This is a genomic window from Paraburkholderia acidisoli, assembly GCF_009789675.1.
Taxonomy (GTDB): Bacteria; Pseudomonadota; Gammaproteobacteria; order Burkholderiales; family Burkholderiaceae; genus Paraburkholderia; species Paraburkholderia acidisoli.
Map to the genome: position 1 here is coordinate 1,761,489 of NZ_CP046914.1, position 14,677 is coordinate 1,776,165.

9 protein-coding genes are annotated in these 14,677 nt (G+C 66.6%); 6 read left to right on the forward strand and 3 right to left on the reverse strand.

What is annotated here, in order from left to right; translation table 11 throughout:
• The first annotated feature begins 37 nt into the window (after positions 1-37).
• The 4 genes from FAZ98_RS21960 (at position 38) to FAZ98_RS21975 (ending at position 10,156) form a co-directional block, all read left to right on the forward strand.
• Positions 38-2,419, forward strand: a complete 2,382-nt coding sequence (locus tag FAZ98_RS21960; RefSeq protein ID WP_158953766.1) for a tetratricopeptide repeat protein — start codon at positions 38-40, stop codon at positions 2,417-2,419.
• A gap of 217 nt (positions 2,420-2,636) precedes the next feature.
• Positions 2,637-8,570, forward strand: coding sequence for an excinuclease ABC subunit UvrA (gene uvrA / locus FAZ98_RS21965; RefSeq protein ID WP_158953768.1), 5,934 nt, complete (start codon positions 2,637-2,639; stop codon positions 8,568-8,570).
• 348 nt (positions 8,571-8,918) lie between these two features.
• Positions 8,919-9,149 (forward strand): H-NS family nucleoid-associated regulatory protein, encoded by a 231-nt coding sequence (locus FAZ98_RS21970; protein ID WP_158953769.1) that lies wholly within the window; start codon positions 8,919-8,921, stop codon positions 9,147-9,149.
• A 428-nt stretch (positions 9,150-9,577) separates the two neighbouring features.
• Positions 9,578-10,156, forward strand: coding sequence for an NnrU family protein (locus FAZ98_RS21975; RefSeq protein WP_158953771.1), 579 nt, complete (start codon positions 9,578-9,580; stop codon positions 10,154-10,156).
• Positions 10,157-10,362: 206 nt separating this feature from the next.
• On the opposite strand, the gene pcaG is transcribed toward FAZ98_RS21975, so the two are convergent.
• A complete protein-coding gene (gene pcaG, locus FAZ98_RS21980) occupies positions 10,363-10,950 on the reverse strand; it encodes a protocatechuate 3,4-dioxygenase subunit alpha (protein ID WP_158953773.1) in 588 nt (195 codons plus the stop codon).
• Between the two features lie 3 nt (positions 10,951-10,953).
• A complete protein-coding gene (gene pcaH / locus FAZ98_RS21985) occupies positions 10,954-11,658 on the reverse strand; it encodes a protocatechuate 3,4-dioxygenase subunit beta (protein WP_158953775.1) in 705 nt (234 codons plus the stop codon).
• A gap of 138 nt (positions 11,659-11,796) precedes the next feature.
• Between pcaH and pcaQ the strand changes: the two genes are divergently transcribed.
• Positions 11,797-12,819, forward strand: coding sequence for a pca operon transcription factor PcaQ (pcaQ, locus tag FAZ98_RS21990; RefSeq protein WP_158953777.1), 1,023 nt, complete (start codon positions 11,797-11,799; stop codon positions 12,817-12,819).
• A gap of 137 nt (positions 12,820-12,956) precedes the next feature.
• On the opposite strand, the gene FAZ98_RS21995 is transcribed toward pcaQ, so the two are convergent.
• The gene (locus tag FAZ98_RS21995; protein ID WP_158953779.1) at positions 12,957-13,631 is read right to left on the reverse strand and encodes a helix-turn-helix domain-containing protein; all 675 of its coding nucleotides are present in this window, start codon (positions 13,629-13,631) and stop codon (positions 12,957-12,959) included.
• A 492-nt stretch (positions 13,632-14,123) separates the two neighbouring features.
• Between FAZ98_RS21995 and FAZ98_RS35975 the strand changes: the two genes are divergently transcribed.
• Positions 14,124-14,258, forward strand: a complete 135-nt coding sequence (locus FAZ98_RS35975; RefSeq protein WP_267904851.1) for a hypothetical protein — start codon at positions 14,124-14,126, stop codon at positions 14,256-14,258.
• Positions 14,259-14,677: the final 419 nt, after the last annotated feature.

The window sequence follows — 14,677 nt, forward strand, 5'->3', positions numbered from 1 at the left end:
TCGTTATCATCGGCGGAAATTCCGAGACTTCGACCCGATGCCCGACGCTTCCCTGTTCGACCGCGCCAGCGAGCGCCATTTCGCCGGCGATCTGCCGCACGCGCGGCAGCTCTATCTGGAACTGCTGAACACCGACGCCGCGCACGCGGCCGCCATGTTCCGGCTGGCCGTGATCGGCTTGCAGGAAGGCGCGCCCGACGAGGCGACCGGCTGGCTCGAACGCGCGCTCGCCATCGAGCCGGGGCATCGTCGCTACCGCGAGGCGCTCGCGCAGGCGCACGCCATGGCGGGGCGTCACGGTGCCGCCGCCACGCTGTATCACGCGCTGCTGGCCGAGGACGCGGCGTCTGCCGACCTATGGTTCGCGCTCGCCACGGCGTTGCAGGCGCAAGGCCGCTTGAGCGAAGCCGTCGAGGCGTGGCGCGCCGTCGTGCAACGCGAGGCGCAGCGCGCCGACGCCTGGAACAATCTCGGCAACTGTTTGCGTTTGCTCGATCATGCCGATGCCTCGCGCGACGCCTACACGCGCGCGCTCGAGGCGCAACCCGGCGACGCCAATGCGCTCACCAATCTCGGCACGCTGCTACAGGCGCAAGGCCGCGACGACGAAGCGCTCGCCATGTTGCGCGCGGCGCACCTCGCGGCGCCGGACAGCGCTTCCGCCCTGGTCAATCTCGGCGTGCTGCTCACGCGCATGCAGCAGGCGCACGAAGCCGCGCCGTTGCTCGCGCGCGCTGTGGCCATCGAGCCGCATCTCGCGCACGCCGCGTACAACTACGGCGTCACGCTGCAAGCGCTGGGCCGCCTGGACGAGGCCGCGGCGCAGTATCGGCAGGCGCTTTCGCTCGATCCCGCGCACGCCGAGGCCGCGAACAATCTCGGCAACGCGTTGCGCGATCTCGGCGAGCATCGCGCCGCGCAGGACGCCTACGAAACCGCGTTGCGCGCGCGTCCCGATTTCGTCGATGCGTACAACAACGCAGCCAACCTGATGCGCACGCTCGGCCGTCTCGACGACGCGCACGCGCTGCTGCGCCGCGCGCTCGATCTCGATCCGGCGCGCTCGGCCACGCTCAACAATCTCGGCAACGTATTGAAGGACAGCGGCGATCTCGACGAAGGCATCGCGTGCTTCCGGCGCGCGGTCGCGAGCGAACCCGGCAACGTCATCGCGCACGGCAATCTGCTTTATGCGCTCTCGTTTCAGGCCAGCGACGCGGGCGAGATTCTGGAAGAAGCGCAACGCTGGTCGGCGCGGCACGAAGCGCCGTTGCGAGCCGGGCGCGAGCCGGCCGTCACGCCGCCCGCGCCAACGCTGGCAGCGGGCAAGCGCTTGCGTATCGGTTATGTGTCGGCGGATTTTCGCGAGCATTGCCAGGCGCTGTTCATGACGCCGCTGCTCGCGCATCACGATCGCACGCGCTTCGAGATTCACGCGTATTCGAGCGTCGTGCGGCCCGATGCGCGCACCGCGCGTCTCGCCGAATGGGTGGATGTCTGGCACGACGTGCGCACGCTCGACGACGCCGCGCTCGCGCAACGGATTCGCGCGGACGGCATCGATATCCTCGTCGATCTCACCATGCACATGGCCGACGGCCGGCCGCTGCTGTTCGCGCGCAAACCCGCGCCGCTACAGGTGGCGTGGCTCGCGTACCCGGGCACGACCGGCATCGGCGCGATCGACTGGCGGCTCACCGATCCGCATCTCGATCCACTCGCGCACGACGCGCATTACACCGAACGCACGTGGCGCTTGCCCGACACGTTCTGGTGCTACGACCCGCTCGCCGCGCAGCCCGAACCGAACGCGCTGCCGGCCGAAAGCGCGGGGCACGTCACCTTCGGCAGCCTCAATAATCCGTGCAAGCTCACCGACACGACGTTCCGCCTGTGGGCGCGCGTGTTCGAGCGCTTGCCCACGGCGCGGCTCGTGCTGCTGGCGCCCGAAGGCGACGCGCGCCGCCGCATCGGGCAACGCATGGCGCACGCGGGTATCGACGTCACGCGGGTGGTGTTCGTGCCGTTTCGCGCGCGCGACGCGTATTTGCGCAGCTATCACGAGATCGATATCGGCCTCGACACGCTGCCGTACAACGGCCACACCACGTCGCTCGACGCGCTCTGGATGGGCGTGCCCGTGGTGACGCGCGTGGGCGCGACGGTGGCGGGGCGCGCGGGCTTGAGCCAGCTCGCGAATCTCGGCCTGAGCGAACTCGCCGCCGCTTCCGACGAGAGCTTCGTCGAGACGGCCGTCGCGCTCGCGCAGGATCTGCCGCGCCTCGCGGCGCTGCGCGCCACCCTGCGCGCGCGCATGGAAGTCTCTCCGCTGATGGACGGCGCGCGTTTCGCGCGGGCGGTCGAAACGGCGTTTTCGTCGATGTGGAGCGCAGCGGCATCGCGCGCCGAACGGACCTGAAACCCGCGTGAAATCGCCCACGGACGGTGCTCCGGCGGGCGTCCAGCGTGCTGTATAAATATACAGTAAAATCTCAAGCTGCCAGCGAGTGCGGCATGCCGGGAATACCGGGTGCGTGCCTCGCGCTACAAGCTTCCGGGCCGCGCGCATCGACTCGATTCGACTCGCGCGCCGCCCGGCCCCACACGCGTGTGATCCAGCCGGAATGCCAGCGCAAGTGAGCGATAACCGATCTATCCGTATCCGTGGTGCCCGTCAGCACAACCTCAAGAATCTCGACCTCGACCTGCACACCGGTGAAATGACGGTCGTGACCGGGCCGTCCGGCTCGGGCAAGTCGAGTCTCGTGTTCGACACCCTTTACGCGGAAGGCCAGCGCCGTTACGTCGAAACCTTCAGCGCCTACGCGCGCCAGTTTCTCGACCGCATGGACCGCCCGCAGGTCGACCGTGTGGACGGCGTGCCGCCCGCCATCGCCATCGACCAGACCAATCCGGTGCGCAGCTCGCGCTCCACGGTCGGCACGATGACCGAGCTGAACGACCACCTGAAGCTGCTCTACGCGCGCGCCGCGAATCTGTTCGACCGCGTGACGGGGCAGCCCGTGCGGCACGACACGCCCGAGACGATCTACGCCGAATTGCAGGCGCGCGCGGCAGCGGGCGATCCGCGGCTCGTGGTCACGTTTCCGGTGGAGTTGCCGGACACGACGACCGAAGAAGAAGTCGCGCAATGGCTTTCCGCGAGTGGCTACACGCGCGTGCAGGCGCAGCGCGAAGTGAAGACGGCCGAGGGCACGCGCAAGCTGCTCGACGTGGTCGCCGACCGGTTCCGGATGTCGAACGTCGAAAAGAGCCGCGCGGTCGAGGCGATCGAAGCGTCGCTCAAGCGCGGCGCGGGGCGCGTGAACGTGTACGTGCTGCCGGCCGCCGAAGACGAAGCGCAGGAGCCGCACATCTGGCGTTTCTCCACGGGCCTGCATTGCCCCGACAGCGATCTGCGTTATGCCGATCCGCAACCGGCGCTGTTCTCGTTCAACTCGGCGTATGGCGCGTGCAACGCGTGCCGCGGCTTCGGCCGCGTGATCGGCGTGGACTGGGGTCTCGTGATTCCCGACGAGCGCAAGTCGCTGCGCGGCGGCGCGATCAAGCCGCTGCAAACGCCCGCGTGGAAAGAGTGTCAGGACGACCTGATGCGCTATGCCGCGAAGGCCGATATTCCGCGCGACACGCCGTGGTCCGAACTCACGGAGGCGCAGCGCACGTGGGTGATCGAAGGCACGCCGGACTGGAAGGAAGGCAGCTGGCAGTCGCAGTGGTACGGCGTGAAGCGCTTCTTCCAGTATCTGGAGTCGAAGGCGTACAAGATGCACATTCGCGTGCTGCTGTCGAAATACCGCAGCTACACGCCGTGCGAAACCTGCGGCGGCGCGCGCCTCAAGACCGAGTCGCTGCTGTGGCGTCTCGGCACGCGGAAGAACGCCGATGACGTGCTCGCACCGGCCGGCCGCTTCCTGCCGCACGGCGTGGACTGGTCGCGCCCGCAGCTCGAAGCGCTGCCCGGCCTGACCGTGCACGACGTGATGCTGCTGCCGATCGAGCGCATTCGGCGCTTCTTCGACGATCTCTCGCTGTCCTCCACCTTGCTCGACGACGCGCTGAAACTGCTGCTCGCCGAAGTGCGCACGCGCCTGAAATATCTCTGCGACGTGGGCCTCGGTTATCTCACGCTCGACCGCCAGAGCCGCACGCTCTCGGGCGGCGAAGTACAGCGGATCAACCTCACGACCGCGCTCGGCACCTCGCTCACCAAGACCCTGTTCGTGCTCGACGAGCCGAGCATCGGGCTGCATCCGCGCGATTTGAACCGCATCGTCGAGGCGATGCAGCGTTTGCGCGACGCGGGCAACACGCTCGTGGTCGTCGAGCACGATCCCTCGGTCATGCTGGCGGCGGATCGTCTCATCGACATGGGACCGGGGCCGGGCGAGCGCGGCGGCACGATCGTCTATGACGGCACGCCCGACGACATCCGCTCCTCGGGCACGCTCACGGGCGAGTATCTCGGCGGCCATCGCGCCGTGGCCGATGCGTCGCACTGGGAGCGCCGTCCGGTTGACGCGGCCACGCCGCATCTCCTGCTCGAAGGCGCGAGCGAACATAACCTGCGCGACGTGACCGTGCAGTTTCCGCTGCAACGCCTCGTGTGCATCACCGGCGTTTCGGGTTCGGGCAAATCGACGCTCGTGCAGGACGTGCTCTATCCGGCGCTCGCGCGCCATCTCGGCAAGGCCACGGAAGCGCCCGGCACGTTCCGCAAGCTCACGGGCGCTGAGCAGATCAGCGACGCCGTGTTCGTCGATCAATCGCCGATCGGCAAAACGGCGCGCTCGAATCCCGCGAGTTACGTGGGCGCGTTCGACGAAATCCGCAAGCTGTTCGCCAAGGCCACGCTCGCGAAGCAGCGCGGCTACACGGCGGGCATGTTCAGCTTCAACTCGGGCGAAGGCCGTTGTCCGACTTGCGGCGGCTCGGGTTTCGAACACATCGAAATGCAGTTCCTGAGCGACGTGTACCTGCGTTGCCCGGATTGCGACGGCAGCCGCTATCGCCCCGAAGTGCTCGAAGTGAAAATCGAGCGCGCGGGCCGTACGCTCTCGGTCGCGGACGTGCTCGACCTCACGGTGAGCGAAGCGGTGCAATGCTTCGCTGAGGATGCCGAAGTATTGCGCGTGCTGCAGCCGATCGTCGACGTGGGCCTCGAATACGTGAAGCTCGGCCAGCCGGTGCCCACGCTTTCGGGCGGCGAGGCGCAGCGGTTGAAGCTCGCGGGCTATCTCGCCGAAACGGCGCAGTCGCGCGGCAAGAACGCGCCTGTGGGCGGACGTCTCTTCATGTTCGACGAGCCCACCACGGGCCTGCATTTCGACGACATCGCCAAGCTCATGCGCGCGTTCGGCAAGCTGCTGGCAGGCGGCAATTCGCTGCTCGTGATCGAGCACAATCTCGACGTGATCCGCGCGGCCGACTGGCTCGTCGACCTCGGGCCCGAAGGCGGCGACGCGGGCGGCGAAGTGGTGTGCGTGGGCACGCCCGACGACGTGATCGCCTGCGAGCGCTCGCACACGGGCGCCGCGCTCGAACGCTACGAAGCGGCGCTCGGCCGCGGCGTGGAGTTGATCGCCGAAGACGAGGGCGTCGCGCTGCAAAGCGCGTTGCGTGCGGCGCAGGCGCGCCGCGAGGTGCAGGGCGAGGACGTGGTGCGGATCGTCAATGCGCGCGAGCACAACCTCAAGGCGCTCGACGTGGACATTCCGCACGGCCGCTTCAACGTCATCACGGGCGTCTCGGGCTCGGGCAAGTCCACGCTCGCGTTCGACATCCTGTTCCATGAAGGCCAGCGCCGTTACCTCGAATCGCTCAACGCGTACGCGCGCTCGATCGTGCAACCGGCGGGGCGCCCCGAAGTGGACGCCGTGTACGGCATTCCGCCTACGGTTGCCATCGAGCAGCGTCTGTCGCGCGGCGGCCGCAAGAGCACGGTCGCGACCACCTCGGAGGTGTGGCACTTCCTGCGCCTGTTGTACGTGAAGCTCGGCCTGCAACACTGCGTGCACGACGGCACGCCGGTCACCTCGCAAAGCGCCGACGCGATCGTCGCGCAGTTGCTGCGCGAGCACCGCGGCCAGCACGTGGGCCTGCTCGCGCCGCTCGTCGTCAATCGCAAGGGCGTGTACACGGATCTCGCGAAGTGGGCGAAGGCGCGCGGCAACACGCATTTGCGCGTCGATGGCGAATTCGTGCCGGTCGCGCCGTGGCCGAAGCTCGATCGCTTCCGCGAGCACACCATCGAACTGCCGGTGGGCGATCTCGTGATCGAGCCGGAAAACGAGGCGCAATTGCGCACGATGCTCGACGCGACACTCGAAGCGGGCAAGGGCATCGTGCACCTGCTCGCGCCGCTCGACGGGCTCGACCATGCAATCGACAACGGCGTGTCGACCTCGCGTATCGGCGCAGTGAAGGTGCTTTCCACGCGCCGCGCCTGCCCGGTGTGCGGCACGAGCTATCCCGAACTCGACCCGCGCATGTTCTCGTACAACAGCAAGCACGGCTGGTGCACGAGCTGCGTGGGCACGGGCCTCGCGCTCACGCGCGAACAGCGTGCGGCCTACGACGACACCGTGGTCGCCGACGACAATCGCGGCCGCGAGCAGACGCTGCCTTCCGAGGAGCAGGAACCCGAAGGCATGGTCGACGAGCCGTGCCACGACTGCGGCGGCACGCGCCTGAATCCGGTGGCGCGCGCGGTCACGTTCGACGCCCAGGCCATCACCGACGTCGCGCAGTGGACGGTTGCCGAGACGCGCGGCTGGGTCGACGCGCTCGAACTCAGCGGCCGCGACGCGCAGATCGCCCGCGACGTGGTGAGCGAAATTCGCAGTCGTTTGCAATTCCTCGAAGAAGTCGGGCTCGGCTATTTGAGTCTCGATCGCGCGGCGCCCAGTTTGTCGGGCGGCGAGGCGCAGCGCATTCGTCTCGCGGCGCAACTGGGCAGCAACTTGCAGGGCGTGTGTTACGTGCTCGACGAACCGACCATCGGTTTGCATCCGCGCGACAACCAGATCCTGCTGAACGCGCTGCGCAGCCTCAACGACAAGGGCAATACGCTCGTGGTCGTGGAGCACGACGAAGACACCATCCGCCGCGCCGATCACATCATCGACATCGGGCCGAGCGCGGGCAAGCGCGGCGGCCGCGTGGTCGCGCAGGGCAAGGTCGCCGATCTCGCGGCGCAGCCGGATTCGCTCACGGGCCGCTATCTCGCGCATCCGATCGTGCATCCGCTGCAACCGCGCCGCGAGGTGAAACCGGCGCGCGCGAACCGCGAAGCCGTGCCGCCGCAATGGCTCACGGTGCACGGCGGCAAGCTGCACAACCTGCGCAACGTCACGGCGCAGATTCCGCTCGGCCGTCTCGTCGCGATCACGGGCGTGAGCGGGTCGGGCAAGTCGACGCTCGCGCGCGACGTGCTGCTCTCGAATCTGCTCGACGCGGTGGGGCGCTCGGTGCTGTCCTCGCCCGCGGTGCGGCGCGCGCGCAAGGCGTCGAAGGAAAGCGCGCCGAGCGCGGCCGAACGCCGTTCGAGCGTGCTCGCGCGCAGCAGCGCGAAGCCGAAGCTCGACGTCACGCATACGTGGCAAGGTTGCGATTCGATCACCGGCTGGGAAACCATCGACCGCGTGCTCGAGGTCGACCAGACCCCGATCGGCAAGACGCCGCGCTCGTGTCCCGCCACCTATATCGGCGTGTGGGATTCGATCCGCCGCCTGTTCGCCGACACGCTCGAAGCGCGCGCGCGCGGATATAGCGCGTCGCGTTTCTCGTTCAACACGGGCGACGGCCGCTGCCCCGCATGCGAAGGCCAGGGCGTGCGCACTATCGGCATGAGCTTTTTGCCGGACGTGAAGGTGCCGTGCGATGTCTGCCACGGGCAGCGCTTCAATCCGGAAACGCTCGCGGTGACGTGGCGCGGCCGCAATATCGGCGAAGTGCTGACGATGGAAATCGACGAGGCAGTGGAGTTTTTCGCCTCGCTCACGAGCATCTCGCATCCGCTGCAACTGATGAAAGACGTGGGCCTCGGCTATCTGACGCTCGGCCAGCCTTCGCCGACGCTTTCGGGCGGCGAGGCGCAGCGCATCAAGCTCGTCACCGAGCTGTCCAAGGTGCGCGACGACATCACGCGCCGCGGGCAGAAGGCGCCGCACACGCTCTACGTGCTCGACGAGCCCACGGTCGGTCTGCACATGGCCGACGTCGCGCGGCTGATACGCGTGCTGCACCGGCTCGCGGATGGCGGCCATAGCGTGGTTGTGATCGAGCACGATCTCGACGTGATCGCCGAAGCCGACTGGATCATCGATCTCGGTCCCGAAGGCGGCGTGGGCGGCGGCACGATCGTCGCGGCGGCCGAACCCGAAGCGCTCGTGAAGGTGGCCGCGAGCCACACGGGCGCGGCGCTCGCGCCGGTGCTGTCGCGTCAGCCCGGGGCGGTGCCGGCTCCCTACGCCGAGGACACGCCCGAAGGCGTCGCCGTCGAGGCGGACGTGGCGGAACGGAAACCTTCGGGGCGCCGCGCCGCGGGTTGAGGCGGCGGCGGGATTGGCGGGTTCGCCGGCGGTGGGATGGATGCCAGCCGACGGCCCGCACAAGCCCCGCGCCGCCTTGAAACCGCTTGATCTCGCCGCCAGGCGCAAGGTAAGATTGGCTCCGCTTGCAGCGAAGGACCGCTCACGTAGCGTCCGAGTCTGGCGAGCGGAGCAGCGGACCATCATCCCCTCCGATCCAGCCCAGCGTTTCACGCCCGGGTTTCACCTCATCAGAGTAGCAAGGCTTCGCCAATCTGGCCGCGGAGCCGGTGTCTTTTCAGGAAAGTCGATTCGATGCCACACGCAGCATCGGCGGCTTGCCCTTGACGAAGCGAGAGGAATTAACCGATGTTCGACCTCGACGGAGAGGCGCGCGAACGGCTCATCGTGTGGATTAAACGCCGCATGGAAGAGTACGCCATTACGCTCGAAGAGCTTGAAGCGTTCATCGCCGAAAGCGAAAAACTACCGAAGTACCGCGACGCATACGGCAATAGCTGGAATGGCGAAGGCGACATGCCCACCTGGCTACTGCGTTATAAGCATGCAGGCCAGGATATCGAGCATTTTCGCTGCTAGGTTGTGCGGCGCCAAGCCCCGTCTGGCCGCGCCAGCAGGGCGTTTCGAGCGTTTCCCCGGTCGTGCTTCGACCGTGCCGCGGCATTCGCCGCGCGACTTCGTATTCGTCTTCGCCATTGCGCGGTGTGCCGGATTTTTCAGCATCGATTTACATTGGCTTTCGAAGTTAAAGCGGTATTAAATGCGCTTCTTTAATGCGCACCGCTTCGGTGCCGGGAAATAACTCCCCTCTTTTCGCAGCGTTTTTGACGCCGAATCGCATCGTGTGATTGGCGTGCGAGTTGCGTGCTAATGGCGCGGGCATTCGCCGCTGCACATCGGCATAAATACGCGAATTAGTCTGGCTTTTTTGAATTCACCGGTTGGCCTCGCGCACAAGCTGGGCGACAATCTCGCCCATCCAATGCTTGCTGCGGCAGGAGGTTGCGATGGGTTTGCTCGTGCTGGGCCTCGTGATTTTCATCGGCGTCCATTCGATCCGGATCGCCGCGCCGCAATGGCGCGCGGCGCAGATCAAGCGCTTCGGGCCGCAGGCGTGGCGCGGCTTCTTCGCGCTCTCGTCGATCATTGGCTTCGTGCTCATCGTCTACGGTTACGGCGTGTCGCGGCGCTATCCGGTGCCGCTCTGGGCGCCGCCGTTCTGGATGGCGCACGTCACCGCGCTGCTCACCGCCATCGCCTTCATCCTGATCGTGGCCGCCTACGTGCCCGGCAATCACTTCAAGCGCGCGCTCGGCCAGCCGTTCGTCAGCGGCGTGGCGCTCTGGGCGTTCGCGCATCTGCTCGCCAACGGCACGCTCAACGCCGTCGTGCTGTTCCTCGTGTTTCTGGTCTGGGCGCTCGCGGAATTGCGCGGCGAGAACCGGCGCGATCGTGCGGCTGGCGTCGTTCATCCGCAGGGGCGGCCGTCGCGCGACGCGATCGTCGTCGTGGTCGGGCTGGTGGCGTGGGCCGTGTTCGCGTTCTGGCTGCACGGCCTGCTGATCGGCGTGCGGCCGCTGGGTTGAAGCGGCGCGAACCGGTTCGAATCCGCGCAAATCGGCGCGAAAAAAAAGCCTGCGCAACGGCAGGCTTCACAAGGTACAGCTCGGAGTTCCGCGATCAGATCGCAGCGCCATGATCTTAGGGCCTGTTCATGAAAGCTGCGTGAAAACTGCAGAGGAATGAACCGGCTCTGGCCGCGGCGCTTGCGTGCTGGTGCGCTCCCGGTGGGTCAGAGGTCGAAGAACACCGTCTCGCGCGCGCCTTGCATGTGGATGTCGAACGTGTAGATCACGTTGCCGTTGTTCTCGCTGCGGCGCGCGACGAGCGTCTCGCGGCGCTCGGCGGGCACGGCGGAAAACACCGGATCTTCGGCGTTCGCGGCGGCTTCGTCGTCGAAGTAAATGCGCGTGAACGTGTGCGTGAGCAGGCCGCGCATCAGCACGATCACGTTGATGTGCGGCGCCTCGCCGGCGTTCTCGCGGCCCGGCTTGACCGTGCGCACAACGAAGCGCTCATGCGGGTCCGTGCCGGTGCCCACGCGCGCGAAACCGCGAAAACCGCTTTGGGCGATCTCCTCGCGCGAGGCCGGGTAGCGGCCGTTGGCGTCGACTTGCGAGAACTCGAGCATCGCGTCGAACACCGGCTTGCCGTCGCCGTCGAACACGCGGCCCATCAGCGTGATGTGCTCGCCCGCGGCTTCCGGCTCGACCACGTCCGGCGTGAACAGGCTCTTGAAATCGAAGTTGTATTGCTGCGGGCAAAGACCGTAGGCGAAGTACGGGCCGACGGTTTGCGAGGGCGTTTCCTTGAGTGCCATGGCTCAACGCTCCGTGGGGGTCTGGTTCGGGCCGCGCAGCACGATGTCGAATTCGAATCCGAGTGCGTAGCTGTCTTCGGTGATGTCGAGCGAGAAGCGCGAGATCATGCGGTCGCGCGCGTGCTCGGGCGTGCCCTGGAAGATCGGGTCGAACGCGAGCAGCGGGTCGCCGGGGAAGTACATCTGCGTGACGAGGCGCGAGCCGAAATAATCGCCGAACAGCGAGAAGTGGATGTGATTCGGACGCCAGGCGTTCGGGTGATTGCCCCATGGGTACGCGCCCGGCTTGATCGTCAGGAAACGATAGCGGCCTTCGTCGTCCGTGATCGTGCGGCCCGCGCCGAGGAAGTTCGGGTCGAGCGGCGCGTCGTGCTGGTCCACCTTGTGGACGTAGCGGCCGGCGGCGTTGGCCTGCCAGATTTCGACGAGCGTGTTGCGCACGGGCTTGCCGCCTTCGTCGAGCACGCGGCCCGTCACGATGATGCGTTCGCCGAGCGGTTCGCCGTTGACGGCCGCGTTGCGCGTGAGATCGTTGTCGAGCTTGCCGAGATCGTCGGTGCCGTAGACCGGCACGTGCTGGTTGCGCAGCTTTTCCTTGAGCGGAATGAGCGGCAGCGTGGGGCCGCGTTTGACCGACGACCGATACGGCGGATGCACGTACGCCGGATGCGAGTCGAAGTCGCGCGGCGACAGGATGGACTCGTCCATGGGGGTTGTCTCCTGATGATTGTGGGGGAAAGGCGCGGCGCGGAGCGTGAAGCCGACGCGAGCCGACGGAATCCACTTTATCCAATGCGAAAAGTTATGCAAAATGATGTTTTTTCGCATCTCGTATAACGAATCGTTATGCAAAACCGGCTCGCCGACGGACGCGTCAAGTTCCGCCATCTGCAGTGTTTTCTGGCCGTCGCGCAACTCGGCAGCGTGCAGCAGGCCGCCGACAGTCTCGCGGTGACGCAGCCCGCCGTGTCGAAAACCATCGCCGAGCTGGAACAGGTGCTGGGCGTGCGGCTGTTCGAGCGCGGCCGCCACGGCGCCGTGCCCACGCGCGAAGGGCAGTTGTTCATGCCGCACGCGAGCGCATGCGTGAGCGCGTTGCGCCAGGGCGTGGCCTTGCTCGCGCGCGACGAGGGCGCCGTGACCGCGACGCTCGACGTGGGCGTGCTGCCCACGGTCGCGACCGCGTTATTGCCCGCCGCGCTGCGCCACTTCGCGCAGGAATGGCCGCGCGTGAGCGTGCGGCTCACGACGGCGGCCAATATGGAATTGCTCGAACGCCTGAAGACGGGTGCGATCAGTTTCGCCGTGGGCCGGGTCGCGGATCCTGAGCGCATGGTGGGGCTGAGTTTCGAGCAGTTGTACAACGAGCCGCTGGCCGTGGTCGTGCGTGCGGGGCATCCGCTCGCGCACGGCGCGGGCTTGCCGGCGCAGCTCGCGACCTATCCGCTCGTGCTGCCGCCGTTTGGCACGCTGATCCGCCAGGCCGCCGACAGTCTGCTGGCCGCGTGGGACGCGCCGCCGTTGTCGGGGTTCGTCGAGTTGCTGTCGGTTTCCGTGGGACGCGCGCTCGCGCTGGAAAACGACGCGGTGTGGTTCGTGCCCGCCGGCGCGGTCGAGTACGACCTGCGGCGCGGCACGCTGGTGCGCCTGCCCTTGCCGGCGGCGGGCGGCGAGGAGCCCGTCGGCCTGATCCAGCGCACCGACACGCAGCCCGCGCCCGCCGGACGCGCGTTGATCGAGGCGCTGCGGCGCGCGGCCCGCGAGCGCGACAGCGTGCCGGAAACTGCGGCGGGTTCGCGGTCGAAGCGGGGGCGCGGCGTGGGCGCGGGCGGTGCGAAGTCGACTGCCGCCGCCGGGAAAAAACCTTGAGTCAGGCGGGCGAGCGGAATGCGCTGGCCTGAATGAGCGGCCTGAAGTTGTCGGCGTAAAGCTGTCGACCGGAGTTTCCGACCGGAATTTTCGCTGACAACCCGGCGCGGGATGCGCCGCTTCGAAGCGCGCCGCGCTTATCCCGCCGGGAGTTTCGGCTTCGCGCCGCGCGGCGGTTTGGCCACGGCGGGGACTTCCGCGCCGCCGTGATTGGGCAGCACGTTGCCGCCGGTGGCCATCCACAGCACTTCAGCGTCGGCTTCGCTCGTGGAAATGGCCGCGTGGCCCGTGCGGCTGTCGAAATAGAGGCTGTCGCCAGGCTCGAGATGCGTGGGCGCGTACAGCTCCGAATACAGGCACACGCTGCCGCTGATCACGTACAGGAACTCCTCGCCTTCGTGGCGCCCCCAGTCGTCGAACGCGTCGAGCGAATGCGCCGTGATGCGGATGCGAAACGGCAGCATGGCCTTGTGCGCGAGGTCGGTGGCGAGCAGTTCCATCTGGTAGCCGCGATACGCGTGGCGCTGGCCCGAACCGCTGCGCGTGAGCGCGCGCCGGCCGCCCGCATTGAGCTTGGGCGGCGTGCCGAACAATTCCGCCAGATCGATGCGCAAACCGCCCACGATCTTCTGCAGCACGTCGAAGGTGGGCGACATCAAGCCGTTTTCGACCTTCGAGAGCGTGGAACGCGACACGCCGCACAGGCGGCTGGCCGTGTCGAGCGTCAGGTCCTGCGCGACGCGCGCGGCGCGGACACGGCGCCCGAGTTCGGCGGTCGCGGGGCTGGCGGAGGCGGAGAGCGTGGTGTCCATGGGCAGCGTAGGAAAGCGGCAAAGGCGGGCAATAGCGGGAAACGGCGACGTGCAACGGCGACATGCAACTGGCGGCGGCCCCAGGCGAAATACGGCGAGGCAAGAACGCAGCTTGCATCGCCAATTTTGTTTCCGATCATATCAAAGCGTTGCGCTTACGAAACCCTGGCCGAAAGACGTAGTCGGCAACAGGAAACCCGATCGGACGTGCGTTTTTCGTCTGGCAGCTTGCTTGATGATAATCAAGCGATTAGATTTAAAGATATTTAAATTGCGATCGTGATCCCGCTTTGTTGGTTTTAGTTTCCCTTTGCGGATGAAATTTGAGTAGAGCCTCGATATGCGTCGGTGCGTCACGCCGCGCAGTGGCATTTGATATTTATCATTGTTCTCGAATGATGTGGATCAAGCTGGGAGAACAAAATGCATGACGAGCGACTTGAGTTGTTGTTGGCGATCTCTCGAACCACTCTCGACATCGGGAGTTTCGATTTGACGGGCAAAGCGGCCCTCGATCTCCACCTCGTGAGCGCCGACGAAGTCGGCCGCGCGCTGGAGTCGGCGTACGACGCGGGTCTGCAGGTCGGTCATCAAATGGGCCGCGCGGAGTGCGCCCACGACTGGTGATTCCCTCGCGCCGATCAATCAGGGCGACTTCGATGGAAGCCGCCCTTTTTATTTGCGGGGATTAACACGATTTAAAACATCGGTTATTTTTCGAGTTCGTCCGATTTTCAAATCGGCCGGGTTTCGTTAAATGGCGATTTTGCATTGCTCGCGCGCAACCGGCGAGAGTGCGAGGATTCGGCTCCCTTCAATCAATCCTCCCGGGAGTCTTCCATGAAAAATTGTCTGGCTATGCCAGCCGCGCCGGGCGTGGTCTTTGCTGCCATGACGTCGGCCCAGGCCGGCACGCACCACGAGTGCCACAAGGTTCTGAAACATCACCACGGGGTCCGGCACTGCCGGTAAGATGCCGGCGCGGTGTCGCCTCAGTGCGCGGCGCCGCTCGCCGGGTTCGTCCGGCGATACGCGTGGGAAACGGG